The sequence below is a fragment of the Methylobacterium sp. TK26 genome (assembly GCF_055361565.1).
The window spans coordinates 3443362-3467429 of sequence record NZ_CM143965.1; the positions used below are offsets into that span (position 1 = coordinate 3443362).

Consider the following 24068-nt stretch of genomic DNA (forward strand, 5'->3'; position numbering starts at 1 on the left):
GGGAGCGTTCCGGCCATCATATCCCTTGCAATGGCCGATGACATCTCCCTCCCTTCGACGGTCCTGCCGGCCGGCGCGAGGCCCGCGCCGCTGATCGACCCGTTCCAGCGGGCGATCACATACCTGCGCATCTCGGTGACGGATCGCTGCGACCTGCGCTGCGCCTATTGCATGTCCGAGAACATGCAGTTCCTGCCCAAGCGCGACCTCCTGAGCCTGGAAGAACTCGACCGGCTCTGCGGCGTGTTCATCGCGCGCGGCGTCCGCAAGCTGCGCATCACCGGGGGCGAGCCCCTGGTGCGCCGCGACATCATGCACCTGTTCCGGCGGCTCTCGCGCCATCTCGACACAGGCGCGCTCCAGGAGCTGACCCTGACCACCAACGGCACCCAACTCGCGCGCTTCGCGCCCGAACTGGCGGCCCTCGGGGTGAAGCGCGTCAACGTCTCCCTCGACACCCTGGATGCGGCCAAGTTCAAGGACATCACCCGCCGGGGCGACCTGCCGGTGGTGCTCGGCGGCATCGAGGCCGCGCGCAAGGCCGGGATGCAGGTGAAGATCAACGCCGTCGCGCTGCGCGACGTCAACGGCGACGAGATCCCCGACATGATCGCCTGGGCCCACGGCCTCGGGATGGACATGACGCTGATCGAGGTGATGCCACTCGGCGAGATCGAGGCCGACCGCACCGACCAGTTCCTGCCGCTCTCGGTGGCGCGCCAGCGCCTGGAAAGCCGCTACACCCTCACGCCGCTGCCCGACCGCACGGGGGGCCCGGCCCGCTACGTGCGCGTGGAGGAGACCGGCGGACGGCTCGGCTTCATCACGCCCCTGACTCACAATTTCTGCGAGAGCTGCAACCGGGTACGCCTGACCTGCACCGGCCAGCTCTATCTCTGCCTCGGGCAGGAGGATTCGGCGGATCTGCGCGCCGTGCTCCGCGCCACGCAGGACGATGCCGTGCTGGCCCGGGCGGTGGAGGAGGCGATCTCGCGCAAGCCCAAGGGCCACGACTTCGTCATCGAGCGCCAGCGCCCGGCCGCCGTGCCCCGGCACATGAGCGTGACGGGGGGGTAGCGGAGCATCCCCTCTCCCCGCATGACGGGGAGAGGGAAAGAGGGGTCGCCCCTAGAACGGGATGTCGTCGTCGAGGTCGTAGCCGCCCCGGCCGCCGCCGGCGCCGCCGGAGGAGGACGGAGCCGGGCGACGCTCGCCGCCCTGGGCGCGGCCACCGCCGAAATCGCCACCCCGGCCACCGCCACCGCCGCCACCGAAATCGCCGCCACGGCTGATCTGGCCGCCGCCTTCCTCCTCGGACGCGAACTCGCCGCCGCCACCGCCGCGCCCGTCGAGAATCGTCAGCTCCCCGCGGAAGCGCTGCAGCACCACCTCGGTCGTGTACTTCTCGACACCCGACTGGTCGGTCCACTTCCGGGTCTGAAGCTGGCCCTCGATATAGACCTTCGAGCCCTTGCGCAGGTACTGCTCGGCTACCCGCGACAGGTTATCGTTATAGATCACCACCGAGTGCCACTCGGTCTTCTCCTTGCGCTCGCCGGAGGCCTTGTCCTTCCACGATTCCGAGGTTGCGATCCGCAGGTTGCAGACCGGATCGCCCGAACCGAGGCGACGGATCTCGGGATCGCGCCCGAGATTGCCCACCAGGATCACCTTGTTGACGCTGCCCGCCATCGATCTCTCCTTGCGTTCCGCATCTCACGGGGCTGCACTTGCCGCCTACACATGCGCCCGTCTCCGCCCGTCGGCAATGCCGGCCGGACGGGAGCCCACAGACACGTGAGGCCACCCACAAGTTCTATCTTTGTTCTAACCGCTCGACAATCCCTGGTTGCGAAAACACTCCTAGACCTTCACATTTCCTCAGCATCCTCCGGGGTATAAGGTGCTGCTGCGCGGCCGCGCATCGTGCCATCTGGTGGGGATCATGGTCGTCGTCATACGCGTTCTGGCTCTGCTGGCCCTCTCGTGGGGCGCGGCCTTCGCCGCCGAGCCCGTGCGCATCGCCTCCGGCGTCCGCTACGAGCCGATCGGCCGCTGGGACGTGGACCGGCTGAACCACATCCTCACGACCGACACCCCCGCCTTCGCCGGCATCCCCGTCACCTACACGCCGGCCAGGAACGCGGTGACACTCTATCGCGTGACCTACCCGTCGGTGATCCCCGAGCGCGGGAACAGGCCGACGGTGGCGACGGGCCTCGTCGCGGTGCCCGAGGCCGGCGGGGCGCGCCTGCCGATCGTGTCGTACCAGCACGGCACGGTCTACGGGAAACGGCAGGTGCCCTCCTTCCCGGAGGAATCGCCGGAGACGCAGTTGATGCTCGCCCAGTTCGCCGGGCAGGGCTACGTGCTGATCGGCGCCGACTATTTTGGGCTCGGCCTCTCGGAGGAGCCCGAGGGCTACATGGTCAAGGCGAGCCACCAGCAGGCGACCTACGACATGCTGATGGCCGCCCGCGCGGTGCTGGCCGACCTCAAGGTCGCCACCGGCGACCTGTATCTCGGCGGCTGGTCGCAGGGCGGCTTCGTCACCCTGGCGATGCTGGAGAAGCTCGAAGCGGCGGGGGTGCCGGTGAAGGCCACCGCCACCGCGAGCACCCCGGCCGACGTCTTCGTGGCCCTGAGCGGCTTCCTCGACTATCCGCGCAAGAACGACGCGACCTGGGTGCCGACCCTGTTCATCCTGTCGGCCTTCTCCTTCGAGAACTATTACGGCGTGCCGGGGCTGGCCCGCTCGCTCCTCACCGACGAGGTCTACGACCTCGCCAAGCGCGCCTACGAGCGCCTGCCCGTCGACACGAGCGCGGTGCCGACCGACCTGCGCAAGGTGGTGAAGCCGGCCTATTACGACCCGCGCTTCTTCGCGGACTCGGCCTATGGCCGCCTCGCGGCGCAGACGCAGTGCTACCGCTGGGTGGTGAAGACGCCCGTTCGCACCTTCTACGGCGAGGCGGACGAGGCGATCCGCACCGAACTCGGGCAATTGCCGATGCTCTACCAGAAGTCCCTCGGCAACGACCGGGTGGAGGCGGTCTCCACCGGCCCCACCAGCCACCGGGGCAACTTCGCCAAGGCCGTTCCCCTCTGGAAGGACTGGTTCGACGGGCGGTGAGCGCCGCTCACTCCTCGCGGAGGATGCGCAGGGAGCGCACGGTCAACTCGTCGATCTCCAGCGAGCCGATCCGCGCCCGTCCGATGGACAGGCGGCCGATGGCGAAGGCGCCGAACACCACCACCCCGAGGGCGAGCGCTCCCATCGCATAGGCCCCCGCCGCCCCGGCGCCGAGGGTGTGAGCCCCCGTCGCGCTGGTGCCGCGGGCGCGGTTGGCGGGCGGTCTCGGGTCGGCCATGGCATTCCTCGCTCCGGTGGCGGGCTCAGTATAGCCGGTTCACGTAGGCTTCGGCGATGGAGGCTTCCGCCTCCTCGACGGGCAGCGCCCGCGTCTGGTCGGCGAGGATGCGGCCGAGGCTCGGGAAAGCGTCGCGCGGGACGTGCTGGCCCGGATCCCACAGGCGGGAGCGGATCAGCGCCTTGCCGCAATGGAACAGGGACTCCCTGACCCGGACGACGAGCCCGGTCTCGGGGATCTTGCCCTGCGCGACGGCGGATTCCAGCAGCGCCGGATCGCGGGTGATCTCGGCCGCGCCGTTCACCCGCAGGGTCTCGGAGATGCCCGGCACGAAGAAGATCAACCCGACATTCGGGTTGGTGAGGATGTTCACGAAGGAATCGACCCGGTTGTTGCCCCGCCGGTCGGGGATCACCAGCGTGCGGGCATCGGGGGCGGCCACGAAGCCGGGGGCGTCGCCCCGGGGGCTGGCATCGACGTCGCCCGTCCCGTCGGCGCTGGCGAGCACGAGGAAGGGCGACAGGGCGATGAAGCGCAGGGCGTAGGCGTCGAGATGGTCCAGGACCTTCTCGGCGGCGAGCGCCCGCACCGGCCCGATTCCGGCGCGCAGGGCCGCCTCGTCGCGGATCACCGAATCGTCGGGGCTGTCATTCGCCATGGGATCTCCTCCGGGCATGGACGCCCGCATGTCCCGTGCCGAAGGTCAAGCCGGAGCGGGCTGCGTCCGGGCGGCGCCTGGACAAGCGCCCCGAACTTCGCTTGAGAACCGGTACCGTTCGTTTGTCCACGAGGCCCCATGCTCCTCCTCATCCTCGGCCTCGTGCTGTTCCTCGGCACCCACGCCTTCTCCATGCTGCGCGCCCGCCGGGCGAGCGTCGTCGGCCAGATCGGCGAGAACCGCTACAAGCTCGGCTACATGGCGCTCTCGCTGCTGGGCCTGGTCCTGATCGGCGTCGGCTTCCACGATTACCGGCTGCAGGGCATGATCCCCGTCTGGGATCCGCCGGTCTGGACGCGCCACCTCGCGCTCACGCTGGTGCTGCTGGCCTTCATCAGCCTCGCGGCGACCTACATCCCGAGCCATATCCGCGCGAAGGCGAAGCACCCGATGCTGCTCGCCGTGAAGATCTGGGCCACCGCCCACCTCCTCGCCAACGGCGACCTCGGCTCGATCCTGCTGTTCGGCGGCTTCCTGGCCTGGGCGGTCTCGGCCCGCATCAGCATCAAGCGGCGCGAGCGGGCGGCGGGCGTGCCGGCCGGGGGCCGCGCCGCCGTCGCCGTGCCGGCCGGCTGGCGCAACGACGTGCTGGTGGTGCTGATCGGCACCGCCGCGTGGTTCGTCTTCGCCCGCTACCTCCACTACCCGGTGATCGGCGTGCCGGTCTGGCCGGGGAGCATGTGAGGGCTCAGAACGGAGTGGCGGTTCGGCAACGGCGGACGCGGCCGTCCCTACGGACGGGGCATGGGTCGCCGAAGGTCGCCAAAGGTCGCCAAGTCCGCGGTCGCCAAGTCCGCGCCCCTGTGTTAGGCGCACGGCCTTCGAGGATCGCGAGGTGGTCCGGCGCCCGCCGCCGGCCGGGATACGATGGCCGAGAACAACGAATTCATCCGCGAGGTCGATGAGGAGTACCGCCGCGAGCGGATCCTCACGATCTGGCGCCGCTACAGCGGCGTGATCATCGCGCTCGCGGTGCTGCTGGTCGTGGGCGTCGCCGGGTGGCGCTACTGGCAGACGCAGCAGCAGGCGGCGGCCGAGGCGGCCTCCGTGCGCTTCGACGCGGCCAACCGCCTCGCCCGCGACGGCAAGGCCGAGGAGGCCGACAAGGCCTTCATTGCCCTGGAACAGGACGGCACGGCGGGCTACCGCCTCCTCTCCCGCTTCCGCGCCGCCTCCGAGACCGCCAAGGCCGACCCGGCCAAGGCCGCCACCGCATACGATTCGCTCGCGGGCGACGCCTCCCTCGGCGACGGCCTGCGCGACCTCGCCCGGCTGCGCGCCGCGCTGATCCGCATGGACGGCCCGAACCCCGATCCGGCGCTCGCCAACCTGCAGAGCCTCGCCGCCGGCAGCCCCTATCGCCACACGGCACGGGAGATGCTGGGCCTCGCCGCCCTGAAGAAGGGCGAGTACGAGGAGGCGAGCCGGTGGTTCGACCAGATCGTCGCCGATCCCGACACGCCGCGCTCCCTGCGCGAGCGCATCGAGGTCTACGCGGCCATCGTCGCGGGCGGCCCCGTCACCCAGACGGAGGCCAAGCCCGAACCCGCCGCGCCGCCGCCGCCCATCACCCGCTGACCCCGACACACGAGAGACTGACCCGATGGATATGCCGACCGTCGCGATCGTCGGCCGGCCGAATGTCGGCAAGTCGACGCTCTTCAACCGCCTCGTGGGCAAGAAGCTCGCCCTCGTGGACGACCGCCCCGGCGTGACCCGCGACCGGCGCGAGGGCGACGTCGCCTTCGGCGGCCTGATCTTCCGGGTCATCGACACCGCCGGCCTCGAGGAATCGGACGACGACACCCTCACCGGCCGGATGCGGATGCAGACCGAGGCGGCGATCCTCGCCGCCGACGTGGTGCTGTTCGTCATCGACGCCCGCGCCGGGGTGCTGCCGGCCGACCATTCCTTCGCCGAACTCACCCGCCGGGCGGGCTGCCCGGTCATCCTCATCGCCAACAAGGCCGAGGGCGGGGCCGGGATGTCGGGCGCCTACGAGGCGTTCTCCCTCGGGCTCGGCGACCCGATCCCCTTCTCCGCCGAGCACGGCGAGGGATTGGGCGAGTTGCACAACGCCCTGATCGAGGCCCTACCGAAGTCCGACGAGGACGAGGAGGAGGACGAGGACGGCCCCGGCGGACGGTCGCTGCGCGTCGCCATCGTCGGGCGGCCCAATGCCGGCAAGTCGACGCTGATCAACAACATGGTCGGCGAGGAGCGGCTGCTGGTCGGCCCCGAGGCCGGGATCACCCGCGATTCGATCTCCCTCGACTGGGAGTGGCGGGGCCGGCGGATCAAGCTGCACGACACCGCCGGCATGCGCCGCCGCGCCCGCATCGACGACAAGCTGGAGAAGCTCGCCGTCTCGGACGGGTTACGCGCCGTGCGCTTCGCCGAAGTGGTGGTGGTGCTCCTCGACGCGACGATCCCCTTCGAGAAGCAGGACCTCACCATCGTCGACCTCGTGGAGAGCGAGGGCCGCTCCCTGGTGATCGGCCTCAACAAGTGGGACCTCGTGGCCGACCAGCCGGGCCTCCTCAAGCAACTGCGCGAGGATTGCACCCGCCTGCTGCCGCAGGTGCGGGGCGTGTCGGTGGTGCCGCTCTCGGGGCTCGCCGGCGAAGGCGTCGACAAGCTGATGCAGGCGGTGGTGAATGCCGCCGAGGTCTGGGACCGGCGCGTGTCCACCTCCAAGATCAACGACTGGCTGAACGAGGCGACCTCGCGCAACCCGCCCCCGGCGGTGTCGGGCCGGCGGATCAAGATCCGCTACGCCACGCAGGTGAAGAGCCGCCCGCCGCATTTCGCGCTGTTCGGCAACCAGCTCGACGCGCTGCCGAAATCCTACACCCGCTACCTCGTGAACGCCCTGCGCGAGGCCTTCGACCTGCCGGGCACGCCGATCCGCCTGAGCCTGCGCACCTCGCAGAACCCGTTCGACAAGAGCTGAGCCGGGCCGTCACCGTTCGTTACAGGGCGGAGACGAATCCGCCATCCGGCGGATGCATGTCCGGCGCGTCATGGCGCTCCCGGCCCAGAAGGGCCGCCATCCGGGAGCAGCCCATGAGACCCCTCCTCCGTTCGTGCCTCGCCGCCGCGACCCTCGCCGGCCTGTCCGGTGCGAGCCTCGCGCAGGAGGCCGCGCCGCCGCCCGCCTCGGCGCGGGCGCAATGCCGCGCGCAGGTCGACAGCCGGAGCCTGACGGGGCCGGAGCGCAAGGCGGCGATGCGGGATTGCATGAAGCCCCAGCGCGACGCCTGCCGGGAACAGGCCATCGCCAAGGCCCTGCCGAAGGGGCCGGACCGCAAGGCGTTCATGCACCAGTGCCTCGGCGGCGCCGTGGCGGCGGCGCACTGAGCCGGCTTCAGCCCTCGATCAGGCTGCGGATGCGCACCGCCAGGGTGTCGAGGGAGAAGGGCTTGGTCAGCACCTGCGTGCCGGGGGCGAGGTGGCCGTGGTTGAGGGCCGCGTTCTCGGCATAGCCGGTGATGAACAGCACCTTCAGGTCCGGGCGGCTCAGCCGTCCGGCATCGGCCATCTGCCGCCCGTTCATCCCGCCGGGCAGGCCGACATCGGTGACGAGGAGGTCGATCCGCGCCTCCGATTGCAGCACCGTCAGGCCGGACGGGCCATCCGCCGCCTCGATGGCGGCGTAGCCGAGGTCGCCCAGCACCTCGGCGACCAGCATCCGCACGGTCGGCTCGTCATCGACCACCAGCACCGTCTCGCCGGCCTTCGCCTGCGCCGCCTCCACCTGCTTGGGGATCTCGTCCGGCTCCTCGGCCTCTCCGAGATGGCGGGGCAGGTAGAGGCAGACCCTCGTGCCCTGCCCGACCTCGGAATAGATCCGCGCCTGCCCGCCCGACTGGCGGACGAAGCCGTAGATCATCGACAGGCCGAGCCCCGTGCCCTCGCCCAGGGGCTTCGTGGTGAAGAACGGGTCGAAGGCCTTGGCGACGACGGAAGGCGCCATGCCGGTGCCGTCGTCCGAGACGCAGAGCGACACGTACTGGCCGGGCTCAACGTCGCGCTCGGCGGCGGCGCGGGGATCGAGCCAGCGGTTGCAGGTCTCGATCACGATGCGCCCGCCCTCCGGCATGGCGTCGCGGGCGTTGATGCAGAGGTTGAGGAGGGCGTTCTCCAGCTGGCTCGGATCGACCAGCGTCGGCCAGAGCCCGCCGGCCGCCACCACCTCCACCGCGACGGAGGGCCCGACCGTGCGGCGGACCAGATCCTCCATCCCCGCCACGAGGCGGTTCACGTCGGTGGGCTTCGGGTCCAGCGTCTGGCGGCGGGAGAAGGCGAGCAGCCGGTGCGTCAGGGCCGCCGCGCGCTTGGCCGCCCCCTGCGCCGTGCCGATGTAGCGGTCGAGTTCGCCCGTGCGGCCCTGGAGCAGGCGGGTCTGCATCATCTCCAGGGAGCCGACGATGCCGGCGAGCATGTTGTTGAAGTCGTGGGCGAGGCCGCCGGTGAGCTGGCCCACCGCCTCCATCTTCTGCGCCTGCCGCAGGGCCTCCTCGGTGCGGGCCAGGGCCTCGGCGCGCTCGCGCTCGGCGGTGATGTCGCGGCCGACGGCGTTGATCAGGCCCTCGCTCGGCCGCGTCGACCACGCGATCCAGCGGTAGCCGCCGTCGCGGGCCCGGTAGCGGTTGTCGAACCGGGCATGCGACAGCCCGCGCGACAGGTCGCGGGCGCCCTCCCGGATGCGCGCCGTGTCCTCGGGATGGACGAGGTCGAACAGGTTGCGGCCGACGAGTTCGTCCTCGCGCCAGCCCAGGATCTCCGTCCAGGCCGGGTTCACGGCGGTGACGATGCCCTCGAAGGTGCAGCGGAGCATCAGGTCGCGGGAGAGCTGCCACAGGGCGTTGCGGTCGGCGGTGCGCTCGGCCACCAGCCGCTCCAGGGCCACCGCCCGGCGCTTGCCCTCGTCGATGTCGGCATTGGTGCCGACCCAGCACGCGATCGCCCCGGCCGCGTCTCGGATCGGCTCGGCGCGGACGAGGAACCAGCGGAAATCCCCGTCCGCCCGGCGCAGGCGCATTTCGTGCTGATAGACGGTGCCCGTGGCGAGGGCGTGGGACCAGTCCGCCGCCGCCTCCGGAAGGTCCTCCGGGTGGACGGCCTGACGCCACCCGTCCAGCCCCTCGAGCTGGCCGGGCGCGAGGCCGGTGTAATCGTAGGTCTGCGCGTTGAACCATGTGAGCGTCCCGTCCGGGCGGCCCGACCAGACATGGTTCGGGATCGCCTCGGCCAGGATGCGGAACTGCTCGTCGCTCTCGCGCAGGCGCGCCTCGGCGCGCTTGCGCTCGGTGATGTCGCGGAACAGCACCGAGACCTGCCGTCGGCAGGCCGGCTCCACCCGCGCCGCCGAGACCTCGATGTGCCGCCCGACCGTGACGAAGGCCCGCTCGAACCGGATCGGCACCCCGTCGCGCAGCACCCCGCCATAGAGGTCGAGCCAGCCCTCGGCCTCGTCCGGCGCGATCTCGCGCAGGCGCTTGCCGACGATGTCGGGGATGCCGGTATGCCGCTGGTAGCCGGAATTGGCGACGACGTGGACGTAGTCGCTCAGGGGGCCGTCCGGCCCGTCGATGAACTCGATGATGCAGAACCCGTCGTCCACCGCCTCGAACAGGGCGCGGTAGCGCTGCTCGCTCTCGGCCAGGGCGTCGCGGACGGCGCGCTTCTCGGTGATGTCGCGGGCGATCCCCTGGAACAGCACGGGGCGGCCGTCGGCGTCGCGCTCGATCTCGCCCTTGCGGGCGATCCAGCGGACCTCCCCGGTGTCGGGGCGGCGGATGCGGTACTCCACGTCCTTCGGCGGCTCGCCGCTGCGGCGGCTCTCGGCGGTGGAGACGAGATGCCTGTCCTGGGCCAGGACCAGGCTCTCGAAGGCCTCGGCCGGGTAACTCTCCCGCTCCGGCATCCCGTAGAGCCGGCAGAAATGCGGGGTCGGGTAGAGGATCCCGTCCGCAATGCCCACCGAGAACAGGCCGATGCCCACGGCCTCCTGCGTCCGCAGCAGCCGCGCCTCGGCGACGCGCAGGGCGGCCTCCGCCTCCAGGGCGGGAGAGCGGCGCGGGAGCCTTTCTGAGGTGAGCCTGTCCATGGGGTTACGCAGCCGCAAACACGCTCGAGTCCTACCTCACAAGCCTTACCGAATCAGGCTTGGCCGGTGCGGGGCGCCCCGGCCCGCGACACCGATGGCACCGGGGACGCCGGTCGGCGGGAGAACTCGCCTTTTGGTTGTACGTGGGGCCATTTTTTGACGAGGCCGCGCAATTCGGCGTTCCTTTTGATCCATGTAATTGTCGCACCCGTGCGAATGAATCACCGTCACGGTGCCGGACTTGTCCGGCCGGTCCCGCCGGCTTTGGCATCCCCCCGTTCATGGTCGGTGGGGCCGTTCCCTCCGGGGGGCGCCATCGCCCCCCCGCGTGGACGTTTTCGAGCCATTGTCTTTATAACTTTAAGTTGTAGAACCATCGCCCATACGTTGCGCGGATTGGCTTCATTCCCGCGAAAGTAGAGATTGGTTAGGACTTAGGGTGGCATTGTCAGTCGACTTCCGGCGGGGGGATCGGAATCATGCCATTCGTCGGGCGTCTGAGCGCCGGCCGCCATGTCTGAACTACTGCTGATCAGCGACGACCTTCGTCATTCCGAGCGCCTCGCCCGGGACCTCGACGATCCAGGCTCCTGCCACCTGCACGATCTCTACGACGCGGAGCCGCCCTCCGGGCGCCCGTCCCTCATCGTCAGCGACGTGAAGGACCTGACCTCCGACGCGCTGGTGCGCCTGCGCCGCTGCCTCGACGCGGTGCACGCCCAGGGCGTGCCGCATATCCTCCTCGTCCACGGCCACGCCGCACGCGCCGAGGTCCAGGCGCGGCTGCTCGGGGCCGAGACCCTTTCCGCGGCCAAGGCCCTGCGCCTTCTGCCGATCCGGGTGCGCGACCGCGCCGGGCCGTTTCCCCCCAAGCCCGCCTCGGCGCTCGCGCGCCGCCATGCGAGCGAGGCCGGGCGCTACCTCGACGCGGTGTTCTTCTCCGGCGAGGCGATGACGCCCGACCTCGCCGACACCGGCACCGAACTCGTCGCGCAGGCGATCCACGAGACCGGCATCGCGGACTGGGTCCGGGCGGTGCAGCGCTTCGACGACGTGACCCACCAGCACATCCTGCTGGTGGCGGGGCTCTCGGCCGCCTTCGCCTACGCCCTGGGGCTGAACGCCGCCGACCGGCACCATCTCGCCAAGGCGGCGCTGCTGCACGATGTCGGCAAGACGCGGATTCCCGCCGCCATCCTCAACAAGCCGGGGCGCCTCGACCCGGACGAACTGCAGGTGATGCGCACGCACGCGGCCATCGGCCATGCGATGCTTGCGAATTCCGGCTTCGACGCGGCGACGCTCGCCGTCGTCCGCTCCCACCACGAGATGCTCGACGGCTCCGGCTACCCGGACGGCCTGCGCGACCGGGAGATCCCCGACCGCGTGCGCCTCGTGACCATCAGCGACATCTACGCCGCCCTGATCGAGCGGCGCCCCTACAAGTCCGCCATGTCCGAAGCGGCGGCCCTCGCGATCATCGAGTCGATGGCGGGCCGGCTGGACGCGGATCTCGTGCGCGCCTTCCGGCCGGTGGCGGACGCATTCGACGCGGCGGCCATGGGGGCGACGGCATGACAAACGCCAGCGACTTGGACCTCATGTTCCGCGACGTGCGCCGCGAGGAGCGCAAGGAGACCAACTGGATCGCCAAGATCCGCCTGTTCGACGGGCAGGAGATCGCGACCTCGGTGAAGGACATCTCGGCCTCCGGGGCGCGGCTCGCGGTGCCGGAGGGCATGGAGCTTCCCGAACGCTTCATGTTCCGGGTGATCGGGCGTGACTTCGTCTGCGCGGTGAAGGTGGCGTGGCGGCGCGGCTCGCATGTGGGCGTGCAGATCGAGCGGGTCGGCAAGCTGGAGGCGAAGGCGGTCAAGCAGCCCGAGCCGGAGGCCGCCGTGCCCGACACGAGCGGGGGCGCCATCCGGGGCCTGCGCGGCAGCCGGATCTCGGCGTTCTGACCGCACCGCCCCGGCGTGCTAGGGCCGGATCGCGACGGCGGACGGGACCATGGCGCGGCTCAGCATTCGGATCGACATCCGGCCGGATTTCCGGATCGGGCCGGGGAAGGTGGCGCTCCTGGAGAGGATCGCCGAGCACGGTTCGATCGCGGCGGCCGGGCGGGCGCTCGGCATGTCCTACCGCCGGGCCTGGCTCCTCGTGGAGGCCATGAACACCGGCTTCGGCCGCCCCGTGGTGGAGGCGCAGACCGGCGGTCGCGCCGGGGGCGGCGCCCGGCTCTCGGACCTCGGCGCCGACATCGTGGCCCGCTACCGCGCCATCGAGCGGGCGGCCGAGACCGCCGCCGCGCCCTTCCTCGGTGGGCTCTAGACCACCGCTCCGGCGATCCAGTCCACCGCCGCCATCAGGGCGGCACGCTCGTCCCGGCCGGCGGCGCGGGCCGCCTCGTAGGCCGCGATCTGCGCGTCGGCGCTGGTGCCCTCCGCGACGAGGGCGCGGGCGCGGGCCACCTCCCGCTCGCAGCCGAGCGCCTTGGCGTCCTCCGCGATCAGGGCGAGCACCGCCTCCAGGGCGTCGGCGAAGGGAATCGCGTCGCCCCGCGCCTCGTCGATCAGTTCGGCGCGGATGCCGTCGCGCTGGGCGCGCCACAGGTTCTCGCCGGCGATCGCCCGCGACACGCCGTCGAGCCCGGCATTGAGGTCGGGCCGGCGCACGCAGAGCCGCACGAGGCAGCGGAACAGGGCGGCGAGGCAGAAGGAATCGTCGAGCCGCGTGCAGGCATCCGCGATGCGCAGTTCCAGCGTCGGGAACTTGATCGAGGGCCGCAGCGACCACCACAGATAGCTCGCATCCGCGATGGCGCCCGCGCGGGTCAGGATCGCCACGAGGCGGTCATGGGCAGCGGCGTCCTCGAAGATCTCGGGGAAGCCGGTGCGGGGCATCTCTCCGAACACGCAGAGTCGGTAGGCGCGCATCCCCGTCGCCTCCCCCTGCCAGAAGGGCGAGGAGGCCGAGAGCGCGAGCAGCAGCGGCTGGAACGGCAGGAGCCGGTTCATCAGGTCGATCCGCGCGTCGGGATCGGGCACCTCGACATGGACGTGCATGCCGCAGATCAGCGCCCGGCGGGCGGCCATGCCGAGATCCGACAGGATGTCCCGATAGCGCTCGCCGTCCGAGGCGGTCTGGCTCCGGCGCCGGGCGAGGGGCTGGGTGCCGCAGGAGAGGAGCGCGAGCCCGTGATCGGCCGCGATTGCCTTCAGCCGGGCGCGCTGGCCGCCGAGATTCGCCCGCGCCTCGTCCATCGCCGTCAGCGGCGGGGTGCACAACTCGATCTGCGCCGCGACCAGTTCCCGCCCGGTCTCGGGCAGGCCCGCCGCCGCCTCGGCGTGGAAGGCCGCGAGGTCGCCCTGCGGCGTGTCGCGGGTGGCGGCATCGGCGAGGAAGTATTCCTCCTCGATGCCGAAGCCGTAGGGATGGTCGCTCATGTCTGCCTCAGGGCGCCGCCGACGAGCCAGGCGGGATCGAACCAGCGGTCGGCCTCGCCGTCATAGGGCAGACGGGTGATGTCCCAGTTCTGGATGTAGCGCGCATAGACGTTCCACACCGCGATGCCGCCGCCGACGAAGATCCGCCGTCCGGGATAGCGCGCGAGGACCGCCTCGGGATCCTCGTGCGAGCGGATCACGTCGATGGTGCGGTCGCGGAAGGCGAACTCGGGCACCGCCTCGATGGTCTTCGGGCCGGCGATGAGCACGTGGCCCTGCGTCTCGGCGAAGAACCGCGTCACGTCCTCGACGTAGAGCGGATCGGTGTTGCCCTCCCAGGGCAGGCGCCCGTTCAGGCCGAGCTGGCCCCGCTGCCCGATGGCGCACATCGCCCGCACGTCGATCATTCGGTTCCTCCCGCCCCCGATGTTCCATAGCCGGCCCGAGCCCGCCTGGCCAAGCGGAACGGGCCAAACGGGACGCCGTTCCTCCTTCGCGTCATGGCGAGCGGAAATATAAGTACAAGTTTTCCGGCGCCTATAGTGAAGAACGCAGCGTTAACATTTGAGAATGTAAATGGTGTCGCCTTAGGCCGAATGTAGTTTCAGTCCGGGTCTTCGTCATGCGCTCGTTCAACGATCTGAAGCTCATCGCCAAACTGGCCCTGCCGGCGGGGCTCGTCCTGCTGATGGCGGCGGGGCTCCTGCTCATGGCCCGCTCCGGCCTCGACACCCTGCGCGGGGCCACGGACGAGATCGTCGACGGCCAGGTGAACCGGGTCGTCGCCGCCCTGCGCATGGCGGACGCCCTCAACGCGGCGACCATCGCGCAGAAGGGCGTGATCGTGGAGGGCAGCGGCGACGTGCTGCAAGCCCTCGCCGACAAGCACAAGGAGGCCGAGACGCGGGCGGGCCGGGAGGCCGAGCGCTTGGTCTCCCTCGCCGCCGACGCGGCGCAGCGGGGGCAGGACGAGGCCGCCCGCGAGGCCGTGAAGGGCTACCTCGCCTTCTCCGACAAGGTCGTCACCAACGCCAAGCAGGGCATGACCGACATCGCCTTCGCCATGTCCACGCAGGACGAGGCGGCCCTGCGCGCCAAGGCGCTCGCCGCCGTCGAGGCGCGGGTGACGCAGACGCTGGGCGACCTCTCGGCCGCGCGGGAGGCCGCCGCCGGGGTCGCCGCCGCCACGAAGGACCGGCTGACCTGGCTCGCGGGGCTCGGCCTCGCCGCCGCCTTCGCCCTCCTCGCGGCGATCGCGGTCTACGGCATCGCCCGCCCCCTCGCGCGGATGGCGGGGGCGATGAACGACCTCGCCGCCGGGAATCTCGGGGTGACGGTGGTCGGCACGGAGCGCCGGGACGAGGTCGGCCTGCTCGCCCGCGCCCTGCAGGTGTTCAAGGACGACGCCGCCACGGCCCGCCGCCTGTCCGCCTCCGAGGCGTCGCGCAGCGAGGCCGCCGCCCGGCGCGGGGCCGCCCTCGACGGCCTCGCCCTGTCCTTCGAGGAGCGGGTCTCGGGCCTGACCCGCGCCCTCGCCTCGGCCTCGGCGGAGATGGAGGCCGCCGCCCGCTCCATGGCCGAGACCGCGCAGGACGGGACGGGCCGCACCGTCGCGGCGGGCGGGATCGCCCGGGACACCTCCGCCAGCGTCCAGACGGCGGCGGCGGCGAGCGAGGAGATGACCGCCTCGATCCACGAGATCCTGGAGCAGGTGACGCATTCCTCGGCGATGGCCGGGCGGGCCGTGGCGGATGCCGCGCGCACCGATGCCACCGTGCAGCAGCTCTCCGCCGCCGCCCTGCGCATCGGCGAGGTGGTGCAGATGATCTCGGCCATCGCCGGCCAGACCAACCTGCTCGCCCTGAACGCGACCATCGAGGCCGCCCGCGCCGGGGAGGCCGGACGGGGCTTCGCGGTGGTGGCCGCCGAGGTGAAGGAACTCGCCGGCCAGACGGCGCGGGCCACCGAGGAGATCGGCGTGCAGGTCGGCCAGATCCAGGCGGCGACGGAGGCCGCGGTCGGCGACATCCGCCGCATCGGCGCGGCCATCGGCGAGATGTCGGAGCGGGTCGGGGGCGTGGCCGCCGCCATGGAGCAGCAGGGCAGCGCCACCGGGGAGATCGCCCGCAGCGTCGCCCACGCGGCGGATGGCACGGCGCAGGTGAGCGCCACCCTGGCGGACCTGCGCCAGGGCAGCGAGCGCACCGGCCGGGAGGCCGCGAAGGTCCTCCAGGCGGCCCGCGCCCTGTCCGAGCAGTCCGAGCGCCTCACGGGCGAGGTCGGCGACTTCCTGGCGGAGGTGAAGGCGGCGTGAGGGCGTCGCCCTCCCCGCTCACTCCGGCGCGCGGGGCGTCAGCAGCCGGTCCTGCCTGAAATCGTAGATCAGGCCGGTCTCCCGCCAGTCCGGCGAGGCGAGGCGCACGAAATGCGGGGCCAGATCCTCCGGCGTGGGAAGGGTCTGCGGGTCCTCCCCCGGCATGGCCGAGCGGCGCATCCGGGTGCGGAGCGCCCCGGGGCTCACCAGCATGGCGCGGATCGCCGTCGATTCGGTCTCGGCGGCGTAGCTGCGCACCAGCGCTTCGAGGGCCGCCTTCGTCACCGCGTAGGGCCCCCAATAGGCCCGGCAGGAATGCGCCGCCCCCGACGTCACGAAGATCGCCCGCCCGGCATCCGACATGCGCAGCAGCGGATCCAGCGAGCGGATCAGCCGCCAGTTGGCGGTGACGTTGATGTCGAGCGTGCTCGCCCAGATCTTCGGATCGATATGGCCGAGCGGCATCAGCACGCCGAGCACGCCCGCATTGCCGACCAAGATGTCGAGCTTGCCCCAGCGCTCGTGGATCGCCCCGCCGAGGCGGTCGATGGCGTCGAAATCCTTGAGGTCGAGGGGCACCAGGGTGGCGCTGCCGCCGAACCGGCGGATCTCGTCGTCGAGCTCTTCCAGCGCGCCCTGGGTGCGGGCCACCGCCACGACGTGAGCCCCCGCTTCCGCGAGGGCCAGGGCGGCGGCGCGGCCGATGCCGCGCGAGGCGCCGGTGACGACGGCGACGCGGCCGTCGAGGGAGTGGGCAGCCATCGGGATCAATCCGCCTCGGCGAGCATCGCCATCTGCCGGGGGCTGGCGATCGCCAGATCGGTCAGCCCCGTCGGATAGTCGCCGGTGAAGCAATGGTCGGTGTATTGCGGGCAGGCGCCGCGCCGCTCCGTCTCGCCCATCGCCCGGTAGAGACCGGGGATCGAGAGGAAGGCGAGCGAATCCGCGCCGATATATTCCCGCATCCCTTCGAGGTCGTGGGTGGCGGCGAGCAGCTTCTCCCGCTCCGGCGTGTCGATGCCGTAGTAATCGGGATGGGTGATCGGCGGCGAGGCGATACGGAAATGCACCTCCGCCGCGCCGGCCTCGCGCATCATGCGCACGATCTTCACCGAGGTCGTGCCGCGCACCAGGCTGTCGTCCACCAGCACGATGCGCTTGCCGGCGATGGCCGCGCGGTTGGCCGAGTGCTTCATGCGCACGCCGAGTTCGCGCACCGACTGGGTCGGCTGGATGAAGGTGCGCCCGACGTAATGGTTGCGGATGATCCCCATCTCGAAGGGGATACCCGTCTCCTGGCTGTAGCCGAGGGCCGCCGGCACGCCGGAATCCGGCACCGGTACCACCACGTCCGCCTCGGCGCGGGATTCGCGGGCGAGTTCGTGGCCGATGGCCTTGCGCACCGCGTAGACGCTCTTGCCGTTCACGATGGAATCCGGCCGGGCGAAGTAGATGTACTCGAAGATGCAGGGCCGCATCGGCTGCGCCGGGGCGAAGCGGATCGACTCGATCCCCTCCTCCGAGATCACGACGATCTCGCCGTTCTCGATGTCGCGGACGTAGCGGGCGCCGATGATGTCCAGCGCGCAGGTCTCGGAGGCGAGCATGTAGCGCCCGTCGAGTTCGCCGAGCACCAGGGGGCGGATGCCCAGCGGGTCGCGGGCGCCGATGAGCTTCTTATTGGTGAGCGCCACCAGGGCGTAGGCGCCCTGGATCGCCTGCAACGCGTCGATGAAGCGCTCGATGATGCGGGGTTTGCGCGAGCGGGCGGCGAGGTGGAGGATCACCTCCGTGTCCGAGGTCGATTGCGTGATCGCCCCGTCGCGCACGAGGTCGCGGCGGATCGAGAGGGCGTTGGTCAGGTTGCCGTTATGGGCCACCGCGAGACCGCCGCCCGCCAGTTCGGCGAAGAGCGGCTGGACGTTGCGCAGGATCGTCCCGCCCGTGGTCGAGTAGCGGACGTGGCCGATGGCCGAGCGGCCCTTCAGGCGCTCGATGGTCGCCGCGTCCGAGAACGAATCGCCGACGAGGCCGGGCCGCCGCTCCGAATGGAAGACCTTCCCGTCGAAGGCGACGATGCCCGCCGCCTCCTGGCCCCGGTGCTGCAGGGCGTGAAGCCCCAGCGCGACGATGGCCGAGGCGTCCGGGTGGCCGAAGATGCCGAAGATCCCGCATTCCTCGCGCAGCGTATCGCCGTCGAGGTCGAACCGCGCGGTATCGAAATCCTCGGAGGCGTCGACGGGGGCTCGCGACATGATCGGGCTCGGTCACTTCCTGGGGGCGACGGACTCAAGGCAGCCCGCGTCACGCCGCCGTCATGTAATCGCTCCCGCCCCGCAGGCCAACGGCGTCGGCCGCAGGGCAGCGGCCCGCGCCGCTCAGCGCTCGATCCGTCAGCGCTTGGGCGCAGTCTCGGTCCGCTTCTGGACGGTCGCGTCGTCGGCGGGCGCATCGGCCGCCTCGTTCGGCGGGCTGACGGGCTTGGGCTTCTTGAACTGCTTGAGGAAGCCTTCCGGGTTCTCCGGCAGCTGCGCCACCAGCGCGTCGCCGGATTTCTCCAGCATCGGCCGGGAGCGGGCCTGCGCCGCCCAATCCGGCACCTTGCCCTGGACCAGCCAGGACAGGAACACCCAGCCGATCACGCAGATCAGGAAGCCCCGCGCCGCGCCGAACAGGAAGCCGAGGGAGCGGTCCACCGCGCCGATGCGCGAATCGAGCACCACGTCGGAGATCTTCACGGTGATGATCGACACGATGATGAGCGTGACGAGGAAGATCGCCGCGATGGAGCCCACGAGGGCGACCGTGTCGCTGCTCACGTGCTGCTTCACGGTGGGCAGGAGCATCGGGAAGAACGACCACGCCGCCGCCGCCGCGACGACCCAGGCGACGATCGCCAGGACCTCGCGCGTCACGCCACGGACGGCCGCCAGGAGCGCGGACACGGCAACGATGCCAAGGACCACGAGATCGAGGACTGTGAACGGCATCGCCTCACTTCAGGAACGCACGGGAAGCGCCGACGAGGCCCGTGCGGCTCTCCCGACCACTCCCTCAGTATATCTTGCCGAACCTCGGCCGTCACCGGGGGGCGGCGGACGGGCCGGGCCGTGTATCACCCTTGCATCAGACGGCGCCAGTGCCCCCGTGCTCGCCGGAGCGGCATCGCGGGTTCCGTCGTTGCCGAGCGGGGGGCTGTGGCTCTACCTCCTTGGTGACTTGTGGAACGGGAGAGGTGGCGTGGCGGTGTCGCGGGCAAGCAGCGAGGTGCATGGCGGCCGGCTGACGGTCGATCTCTCCGCGCTCGCCGCCAACTGGCGGCGCCTCGCCGCCCTGGCGCCGGGGGCCGAGTGCGGCGCGGTGATCAAGGCCGACGCCTACGGCACCGGCATCGACCGCGCCGGGCCCGCCCTGTGGGAGGCCGGGTGCCGCAGCTTCTTCGTGGCCCATCTCTCGGAAGGCCTCGTCGCCCGCGCCGCCCTGCCGGAGGCCGCGCTCTACGTGCTGAACGGCCTGCCGCCGGGCGCATCGCCGGCCTTCGCTGAGGCGCGCCTGCGCCCCGTCCTCGGGAGCCTGGAGGAACTGTCCGAATGGGCCGCCTTCTCGCGGGGGCGTCACCTCGCGGCGCTCCATGTCGACACGGGCATGAACCGGCTCGGCCTGTCGGTGCCCGAGGCCCTGGCGCTCGCCGGCGATCCCCGGATCGCGGCGGCCGGCATCGACCTCGTGATGAGCCACTTCGTCAGCGCCGAGCGGCCGGAGGATCCGGTGAACGCCCGCCAGATCGCCGATTTCCGCCGGGTGCGGGAGGCCCTGCCCACCCTGCGCGGGTCGCTCGCCAACTCCTCCGGCGTCTTCCTCGACGGCGCCCGGCACGACCTGCTGCGGCCGGGCTACGCCCTATTCGGCGGCAACCCGACCCCCGGCGCGCCGAACCCGATGGACCCGGTGGTGCGCCTCGACGCCGCCATCGTGCAGGTGCGGCAGGTCGAGACCGGCATGAGCGCCGGCTATAACGGCCGCTGGACGGCGCCCGGCCCCCGCCGCCTCGCGACCCTGTCGCTGGGCTACGCGGACGGCCTGCCCCGCGCCTTGAGCGGGCGCGGCCATGCGCTGGTGGATGGGGTCGCCTGCCCGATCCTCGGCCTCGTCTCCATGGACCTCATCATCCTCGACGTCACCGACGCCCCCGCCGCCCGCCGGGGGGCGCGGGCCGTGCTGATCGGCGATGGCCTCGACGTCGATGCCGTCGGCCGCGCCGCCGGCACCATCGGCTACGAGATCCTGACGAGCCTTGGTTCCCGTTATGTTCGGGTTTATGGTGGCAGGGCCGCGTAGGCGGACGAGTCCGGGACACCCATGGCCAAGATCCACCAGACCTTCGTCTGCCAGTCCTGCGGGGCGGTCTACAACCGCTGGCGCGGGCGCTGCGAGGCCTGCGATGGCTGGAACACGATCCAGGAGGAGACGGCCGGCGGCCCCGGCCAGTCCGGTCCCGCCGCGACCCGGCCCTCGCGCTCCCGGGGGCGGATCTTCCCCCTGGAGGGGCTGACCGGCGAGGCCAAGGAGGCGCCGCGCACCCCCTCCGGCATCGGCGAGCTCGACCGTGTGACCGGCGGCGGGTTCGTGCGCGGCTCGGTGATCCTGCTCGGCGGCGATCCCGGCATCGGCAAGTCGACCCTACTGATGCAGGCCGCCGCCGCCATGGCCCGGCAGGGGGCGGGCGTCGCCTACATCTCCGGCGAGGAGGCTGTCGGGCAGGTGCGCCTGCGGGCCGAGCGCCTCGGCCTCGCCAAGGCCGAGGTGCAGCTCGCGGCGCAGACCAACGTCGAGGACATCGTCGAGACCCTGAGCCAGGGGAAGCCTCCGGCGCTGGCGGTGATCGATTCGATCCAGACCATGTGGACCGAGACCGTCGAATCGGCCCCCGGCACGGTCACGCAGGTGCGCTCCTCCGCGCAGGCGCTGATCCGCTTCGCCAAGACCACGGGGACGGCGGTGATCCTCGTGGGCCACGTCACCAAGGACGGGCAGATCGCCGGCCCCCGCGTCGTGGAGCACATGGTCGATGCGGTCGCCTCCTTCGAGGGCGACCAGGGCCACCATTTCCGCATCCTGCGCGCCGTGAAGAACCGCTTCGGCCCCACCGACGAGATCGGCGTGTTCGAGATGACCGATGCCGGGCTCTCGGAGGTGCCGAACCCCTCCGCCCTGTTCCTCGCCGGCCGCGACCAGCAGGCGGCGGGCACCGCCGTCTTCGCCGGGATGGAGGGTACGCGGCCGCTCCTCGTGGAGATCCAGGCGCTGGTCGCGCCCTCCTCCCTCGGCATGCCCCGGCGGGCGGTGGTGGGCTGGGACCCGAACCGCCTTTCCATGGTGCTTGCGGTGCTGGAGGCCCATGCCGGCATCCGGCTCGGGAGCCACGACGTCTACCTCAACGTCGCGGGCGGCCTGCGCGTGGTGGAGCCGGCGGCCGACCTCGCAGTGGCCGCCGCCCTGGTCTCGTCCCTCTCCGGGGCGGTGCTGCCGGCCGAGACGGTGTATTTCGGCGAGATCGGCCTCTCGGGGGCGATCCGCCCGGTGGCCCAGGCGGGGGCACGGCTGAAGGAGGCCCAGAAGCTCGGCTTCGCCAAGGCCCTCATCCCGCAGGGGCGGGGCGAGGGCGAGAAGGTGCTTTCCGTCGAGACCCTGCGCCACATCGCCGACCTCGTGGCCGGGATCGGCGCGGGTTCCCCCCGGCGAGGCGGGCGCGGCCGGGCGCCCGCCCGCGAGTTCGAGGACGAGTACTGACCCTACGCGATGTAGGGCGTGTGCTTGTCGCCGCCCGTGGCACCGGCCCCGTCATGAGCGCCGGAATTGGCGGCGTTGGTCTCGTGCCGCTGGTCGCGCGGCATCTCGGGAAACTGCGTGAGCGGACGCCAGGGCGTCGGCGCCACGCCCAGCCGCAGGGCGCTCGGCAGGCGGAACAGCCAGACCGCCAGCACCATCCACGGAACGACGAAGAAGACGAAAGCGGCCAAACCCATTGCGTTCCCCTGTGAACACCCCTCCGGTCGTTCAATGCGGCCGTGGTTCCGAGGGATCCAATCCCGGATGAGATAAGCCCGCCCGGTGGACGCCCGCCCCCTCCCCTGCGTAAGAACCAGGGGTGAGCGCGCGACAGCCCTCCCCCGGCACGGCGTCCGAACCGGACACCGCGCCCCTGGCCGCGCGAGGCCGCGGAAAGCGGGTGCGCGCGCCCTTCGTCCAGGCCCCCGGCCAGCTGCGCGCCTTCGTCCGGCGCAGCGAGGGCGGCCTCGTCCTCCTCGCGACCTTCGTCGGCGCCGTCTCCGGCCTCGCGGTCTCGGGCATGACCCTGCTCACCCAGGCCTTGCGCGAACGACTCTACCAGCTCCCCGCCGGCAGCCGCCTGAGCGCCATGGAGACGGTGAACCCGATCCTGCTGCTCGTCGGCCCCTGCCTCGGGGGCATCGCGCTGGGGCTCCTCATCCTCCTGGTCAACTACGTGCGCGGCCCCCGCAAGCGCCCGGCCATCGACCCGATCGAGGCCAACGCCCTGCATGGCGGGCGCATGTCCCTGCGCGACAGCCTCTATCTCGGGTTGCAGAACATCATCTCGAACGGAAGCGGCGCCTCGGTCGGCCTGGAGGCCGGCTACACGCAGATCTGCTCCGGCGTCGCCTCGCGGCTCGGCATCGCCTTCGAGTTGCGGCGGGGCGACCTGCGCACCCTCGTCGGGTGCGGCGCGGCGGCGGCCATCGCGGCGGCCTTCGGCGCCCCGCTGACGGGGGCGTTCTACGCGTTCGAACTGATCATCGGCACCTATTCCATCGCCATGCTGACGCCGGTCGTCGTGGCTGCGCTCTGCGGCAGCCTGATCTCGCAGGCGATCCTCGGCACGCAGCCCCTCGTCGCCTTCGACAACATGCAGGCGGTGACGACCTCCCACGTCACCAGCCTGGAGATCGTGCCGAGCCTGATGCTCGGCCTGTTCTGCGCCGGGCTCGGCATCGCGGTGATGCGCGGCGTCACCCTGGTGGAGCAGATCGTCCAGGCCTCCGGCCTGCCGCGCGTGGCGGCCCCCGTCCTCGGCGGCCTCTGCGTCGGCGCGCTGGCGCTGGCGGGCACGCCGCAGGTGCTCTCCGGCGGCCACGGCGCCCTGCATGCGCATTTCCTGGAGGGCGCGCAGGGCTATACCGGCCTCGCGCTCGCCGGGCTGTTCGTGGCCAAGGCCCTGGCCTCGGCCATCTCCATCGGCTCGGGGTTTCGCGGCGGCCTGTTCTTCGCCTCCCTGTTCCTGGGCGCCATCGCGGGGAAGTTCTTCGCCGTGGCGGCACCGCTTCTCATTCCGGGCATGGCCGGCTTCGGCCTGACGCCGCTGGCCTACGCGGTGATCGGCATGAGCGCGCTCGCCGTCGCGGTGATCGGCGGCCCGCTCACCATGACCTTCCTGGCGCTGGAGGCCACGGGCAGCCTGCCCATCACCGGCCTCGTGCTGGCGGCGGTGATCGCCTCCTCGCTGACCGTCCGAAAGACCTTCGGCTATTCCTTCGCCACCTGGCGCTTCCACCTGCGCGGCGAGAGCATCCGCAGCGCCCACGACATCGGCTGGATCCGCTCCCTCACGGTCGGGCGGCTGATGCGGCGGGACGTGCGGCCGGTGCCCCTCGACACGCCGCTGGCGACCTTCCTGCGCGCCCATCCCCTCGGCTCGCCCTCGCGGGTGGTGGTGACGGACGGGAAGGACCGCTACGCCGGCATCGTCTCGGTGCCGGAGGCCCATGCGCTGGCCCGCGAGGCCGCCTCCGGCGAGCAGCCGGCCCTGGTCGACCTCCTGCGCTGCACCGACGACTTCCTGACACCGGAGATGAACGCCAAGGAGGCGGCGGCGGCCTTCGACCGGACGGAGAGCGAGGCGCTGGCCGTCCTCGATCCCGCGCGGACCGTGCTGGGGCTCCTCACCGAGAGCCACACGCTGAAGCGCTACAGCGAGGAACTGGACCGGCAGCGCCGGGCGATGGTCGGGGAATCGGTCTGAACGTCAGGCCGGCGGATTGACCCGGCGGCCCTTGTCCACACCTTGGGCCGCACAGAGACCACGCGGAGG

Annotated in this window: 23 protein-coding genes; 13 read left to right on the top strand and 10 right to left on the bottom strand. The window is 71.5% G+C overall.

Annotation, left to right across the window (positions count from 1 at the left end; all coding sequences use genetic code 11):
* The first annotated feature begins 30 nt into the window (after positions 1 to 30).
* On the top strand, positions 31 to 1077 hold the full coding sequence (moaA, locus tag ACXJ1Y_RS16680; RefSeq protein ID WP_463847291.1) for a GTP 3',8-cyclase MoaA: 1047 nt from the start codon (positions 31 to 33) through the stop codon (positions 1075 to 1077).
* A gap of 51 nt (positions 1078 to 1128) precedes the next feature.
* On the opposite strand, the gene ssb is transcribed toward moaA, so the two are convergent.
* Complete coding sequence (gene ssb, locus ACXJ1Y_RS16685; RefSeq protein ID WP_463847292.1) at positions 1129 to 1692, bottom strand: single-stranded DNA-binding protein; 564 nt, start codon at positions 1690 to 1692, stop codon at positions 1129 to 1131.
* Positions 1693 to 1945: 253 nt separating this feature from the next.
* Here ssb and ACXJ1Y_RS16690 point away from each other — a divergent pair, with 253 nt between their 5' ends.
* Positions 1946 to 3133, top strand: a complete 1188-nt coding sequence (locus ACXJ1Y_RS16690; RefSeq protein ID WP_463847293.1) for an alpha/beta hydrolase family protein — start codon at positions 1946 to 1948, stop codon at positions 3131 to 3133.
* A gap of 7 nt (positions 3134 to 3140) precedes the next feature.
* Here ACXJ1Y_RS16690 and ACXJ1Y_RS16695 read toward each other — a convergent pair whose 3' ends face one another.
* Together ACXJ1Y_RS16695 and ACXJ1Y_RS16700 are read right to left on the bottom strand one after the other, a co-directional pair.
* On the bottom strand, positions 3141 to 3371 hold the full coding sequence (locus ACXJ1Y_RS16695) for a hypothetical protein (protein WP_342162189.1): 231 nt from the start codon (positions 3369 to 3371) through the stop codon (positions 3141 to 3143).
* Between the two features lie 25 nt (positions 3372 to 3396).
* On the bottom strand, positions 3397 to 4029 hold the full coding sequence (locus ACXJ1Y_RS16700) for an MSMEG_1061 family FMN-dependent PPOX-type flavoprotein (RefSeq protein WP_463847294.1): 633 nt from the start codon (positions 4027 to 4029) through the stop codon (positions 3397 to 3399).
* 138 nt (positions 4030 to 4167) lie between these two features.
* Here ACXJ1Y_RS16700 and ACXJ1Y_RS16705 point away from each other — a divergent pair, with 138 nt between their 5' ends.
* From ACXJ1Y_RS16705 to ACXJ1Y_RS16720, 4 genes are all read left to right on the top strand, one after another.
* Positions 4168 to 4773 carry an NnrU family protein gene (locus ACXJ1Y_RS16705; protein ID WP_463847295.1) on the top strand — a complete coding sequence of 202 codons (606 nt, stop codon included), beginning with the start codon at positions 4168 to 4170 and terminating at the stop codon, positions 4771 to 4773.
* A gap of 183 nt (positions 4774 to 4956) precedes the next feature.
* Positions 4957 to 5667, top strand: a complete 711-nt coding sequence (locus ACXJ1Y_RS16710; protein WP_463847296.1) for a tetratricopeptide repeat protein — start codon at positions 4957 to 4959, stop codon at positions 5665 to 5667.
* A 25-nt stretch (positions 5668 to 5692) separates the two neighbouring features.
* A complete protein-coding gene (gene der, locus ACXJ1Y_RS16715; protein ID WP_463847297.1) occupies positions 5693 to 7042 on the top strand; it encodes a ribosome biogenesis GTPase Der in 1350 nt (449 codons plus the stop codon).
* A gap of 113 nt (positions 7043 to 7155) precedes the next feature.
* Positions 7156 to 7449 (top strand): PsiF family protein, encoded by a 294-nt coding sequence (locus ACXJ1Y_RS16720; protein WP_342162193.1) that lies wholly within the window; start codon positions 7156 to 7158, stop codon positions 7447 to 7449.
* Positions 7450 to 7456: 7 nt separating this feature from the next.
* Here ACXJ1Y_RS16720 and ACXJ1Y_RS16725 read toward each other — a convergent pair whose 3' ends face one another.
* Positions 7457 to 10201, bottom strand: coding sequence for a hybrid sensor histidine kinase/response regulator (locus ACXJ1Y_RS16725; protein ID WP_463847298.1), 2745 nt, complete (start codon positions 10199 to 10201; stop codon positions 7457 to 7459).
* Positions 10202 to 10714: 513 nt separating this feature from the next.
* On the opposite strand from ACXJ1Y_RS16725, the gene ACXJ1Y_RS16730 reads away from it, so the two are divergent.
* From ACXJ1Y_RS16730 to ACXJ1Y_RS16740, 3 genes are read left to right on the top strand one after another with little or no spacing between them, the layout of a single operon-like run.
* Positions 10715 to 11779, top strand: a complete 1065-nt coding sequence (locus ACXJ1Y_RS16730) for an HD-GYP domain-containing protein (RefSeq protein WP_463847299.1) — start codon at positions 10715 to 10717, stop codon at positions 11777 to 11779.
* Complete coding sequence (locus ACXJ1Y_RS16735) at positions 11776 to 12162, top strand: PilZ domain-containing protein (protein ID WP_463847300.1); 387 nt, start codon at positions 11776 to 11778, stop codon at positions 12160 to 12162. Before ACXJ1Y_RS16730 ends, ACXJ1Y_RS16735 begins: the two co-directional genes overlap by 4 nt.
* 49 nt (positions 12163 to 12211) lie before the next feature.
* Complete coding sequence (locus tag ACXJ1Y_RS16740) at positions 12212 to 12532, top strand: winged helix-turn-helix domain-containing protein (RefSeq protein WP_463847301.1); 321 nt, start codon at positions 12212 to 12214, stop codon at positions 12530 to 12532.
* Here ACXJ1Y_RS16740 and ACXJ1Y_RS16745 read toward each other — a convergent pair.
* The gene (locus ACXJ1Y_RS16745; RefSeq protein WP_463847302.1) at positions 12529 to 13647 is read right to left on the bottom strand and encodes a carboxylate-amine ligase; all 1119 of its coding nucleotides are present in this window, start codon (positions 13645 to 13647) and stop codon (positions 12529 to 12531) included. The genes ACXJ1Y_RS16740 and ACXJ1Y_RS16745 overlap by 4 nt on opposite strands.
* Complete coding sequence (locus ACXJ1Y_RS16750; RefSeq protein ID WP_463847303.1) at positions 13644 to 14054, bottom strand: dihydrofolate reductase family protein; 411 nt, start codon at positions 14052 to 14054, stop codon at positions 13644 to 13646. Before ACXJ1Y_RS16750 ends, ACXJ1Y_RS16745 begins: the two co-directional genes overlap by 4 nt.
* Before the next feature lie 215 nt (positions 14055 to 14269).
* On the opposite strand from ACXJ1Y_RS16750, the gene ACXJ1Y_RS16755 reads away from it, so the two are divergent.
* Positions 14270 to 15961, top strand: coding sequence for a methyl-accepting chemotaxis protein (locus tag ACXJ1Y_RS16755; protein WP_463847304.1), 1692 nt, complete (start codon positions 14270 to 14272; stop codon positions 15959 to 15961).
* Between the two features lie 18 nt (positions 15962 to 15979).
* Here ACXJ1Y_RS16755 and ACXJ1Y_RS16760 read toward each other — a convergent pair whose 3' ends face one another.
* The 3 genes from ACXJ1Y_RS16760 to ACXJ1Y_RS16770 form a co-directional block, all read right to left on the bottom strand.
* Complete coding sequence (locus ACXJ1Y_RS16760) at positions 15980 to 16723, bottom strand: SDR family NAD(P)-dependent oxidoreductase (protein ID WP_463847305.1); 744 nt, start codon at positions 16721 to 16723, stop codon at positions 15980 to 15982.
* Between the two features lie 5 nt (positions 16724 to 16728).
* Positions 16729 to 18216, bottom strand: coding sequence for an amidophosphoribosyltransferase (gene purF, locus ACXJ1Y_RS16765; RefSeq protein ID WP_463847306.1), 1488 nt, complete (start codon positions 18214 to 18216; stop codon positions 16729 to 16731).
* A 138-nt stretch (positions 18217 to 18354) separates the two neighbouring features.
* On the bottom strand, positions 18355 to 18951 hold the full coding sequence (locus ACXJ1Y_RS16770) for a CvpA family protein (RefSeq protein ID WP_243956128.1): 597 nt from the start codon (positions 18949 to 18951) through the stop codon (positions 18355 to 18357).
* A gap of 250 nt (positions 18952 to 19201) precedes the next feature.
* On the opposite strand from ACXJ1Y_RS16770, the gene alr reads away from it, so the two are divergent.
* Positions 19202 to 20299 carry an alanine racemase gene (gene alr, locus ACXJ1Y_RS16775; RefSeq protein WP_463847307.1) on the top strand — a complete coding sequence of 366 codons (1098 nt, stop codon included), beginning with the start codon at positions 19202 to 19204 and terminating at the stop codon, positions 20297 to 20299.
* A 21-nt stretch (positions 20300 to 20320) separates the two neighbouring features.
* Positions 20321 to 21751 (top strand): DNA repair protein RadA, encoded by a 1431-nt coding sequence (gene radA, locus ACXJ1Y_RS16780; RefSeq protein ID WP_463847308.1) that lies wholly within the window; start codon positions 20321 to 20323, stop codon positions 21749 to 21751.
* 2 nt (positions 21752 to 21753) lie between these two features.
* Here radA and ACXJ1Y_RS16785 read toward each other — a convergent pair whose 3' ends face one another.
* The gene (locus ACXJ1Y_RS16785; protein ID WP_463847309.1) at positions 21754 to 21987 is read right to left on the bottom strand and encodes a hypothetical protein; all 234 of its coding nucleotides are present in this window, start codon (positions 21985 to 21987) and stop codon (positions 21754 to 21756) included.
* A 122-nt stretch (positions 21988 to 22109) separates the two neighbouring features.
* Here ACXJ1Y_RS16785 and ACXJ1Y_RS16790 point away from each other — a divergent pair, with 122 nt between their 5' ends.
* The gene (locus ACXJ1Y_RS16790) at positions 22110 to 23999 is read left to right on the top strand and encodes a chloride channel protein (protein ID WP_463847310.1); all 1890 of its coding nucleotides are present in this window, start codon (positions 22110 to 22112) and stop codon (positions 23997 to 23999) included.
* Positions 24000 to 24068: the final 69 nt, after the last annotated feature.

Bases quoted from the DNA above. Each gene is read 5' to 3' on its own strand.
- purF (WP_463847306.1), bottom strand. From the start codon at position 18,216: ATGTCGCGAGCCCCCGTCGACGCCTCCGAGGATTTCGATACCGCGCGG.
- ACXJ1Y_RS16755 (WP_463847304.1), top strand. From the start codon at position 14,270: ATGCGCTCGTTCAACGATCTGAAGCTCATCGCCAAACTGGCCCTGCCG.
- ACXJ1Y_RS16750 (WP_463847303.1), bottom strand. From the start codon at position 14,054: ATGATCGACGTGCGGGCGATGTGCGCCATCGGGCAGCGGGGCCAGCTC.
- ssb (WP_463847292.1), bottom strand. From the start codon at position 1,692: ATGGCGGGCAGCGTCAACAAGGTGATCCTGGTGGGCAATCTCGGGCGC.
- der (WP_463847297.1), top strand. From the start codon at position 5,693: ATGGATATGCCGACCGTCGCGATCGTCGGCCGGCCGAATGTCGGCAAG.
- ACXJ1Y_RS16785 (WP_463847309.1), bottom strand. From the start codon at position 21,987: ATGGGTTTGGCCGCTTTCGTCTTCTTCGTCGTTCCGTGGATGGTGCTG.
- ACXJ1Y_RS16705 (WP_463847295.1), top strand. From the start codon at position 4,168: ATGCTCCTCCTCATCCTCGGCCTCGTGCTGTTCCTCGGCACCCACGCC.
- ACXJ1Y_RS16710 (WP_463847296.1), top strand. From the start codon at position 4,957: ATGGCCGAGAACAACGAATTCATCCGCGAGGTCGATGAGGAGTACCGC.
- ACXJ1Y_RS16770 (WP_243956128.1), bottom strand. From the start codon at position 18,951: ATGCCGTTCACAGTCCTCGATCTCGTGGTCCTTGGCATCGTTGCCGTG.
- ACXJ1Y_RS16690 (WP_463847293.1), top strand. From the start codon at position 1,946: ATGGTCGTCGTCATACGCGTTCTGGCTCTGCTGGCCCTCTCGTGGGGC.
- ACXJ1Y_RS16735 (WP_463847300.1), top strand. From the start codon at position 11,776: ATGACAAACGCCAGCGACTTGGACCTCATGTTCCGCGACGTGCGCCGC.
- moaA (WP_463847291.1), top strand. From the start codon at position 31: ATGGCCGATGACATCTCCCTCCCTTCGACGGTCCTGCCGGCCGGCGCG.
- ACXJ1Y_RS16695 (WP_342162189.1), bottom strand. From the start codon at position 3,371: ATGGCCGACCCGAGACCGCCCGCCAACCGCGCCCGCGGCACCAGCGCG.
- ACXJ1Y_RS16720 (WP_342162193.1), top strand. From the start codon at position 7,156: ATGAGACCCCTCCTCCGTTCGTGCCTCGCCGCCGCGACCCTCGCCGGC.
- ACXJ1Y_RS16725 (WP_463847298.1), bottom strand. From the start codon at position 10,201: ATGGACAGGCTCACCTCAGAAAGGCTCCCGCGCCGCTCTCCCGCCCTG.
- ACXJ1Y_RS16700 (WP_463847294.1), bottom strand. From the start codon at position 4,029: ATGGCGAATGACAGCCCCGACGATTCGGTGATCCGCGACGAGGCGGCC.
- ACXJ1Y_RS16730 (WP_463847299.1), top strand. From the start codon at position 10,715: ATGTCTGAACTACTGCTGATCAGCGACGACCTTCGTCATTCCGAGCGC.
- ACXJ1Y_RS16745 (WP_463847302.1), bottom strand. From the start codon at position 13,647: ATGAGCGACCATCCCTACGGCTTCGGCATCGAGGAGGAATACTTCCTC.
- radA (WP_463847308.1), top strand. From the start codon at position 20,321: ATGGCCAAGATCCACCAGACCTTCGTCTGCCAGTCCTGCGGGGCGGTC.
- ACXJ1Y_RS16740 (WP_463847301.1), top strand. From the start codon at position 12,212: ATGGCGCGGCTCAGCATTCGGATCGACATCCGGCCGGATTTCCGGATC.
- ACXJ1Y_RS16760 (WP_463847305.1), bottom strand. From the start codon at position 16,723: ATGGCTGCCCACTCCCTCGACGGCCGCGTCGCCGTCGTCACCGGCGCC.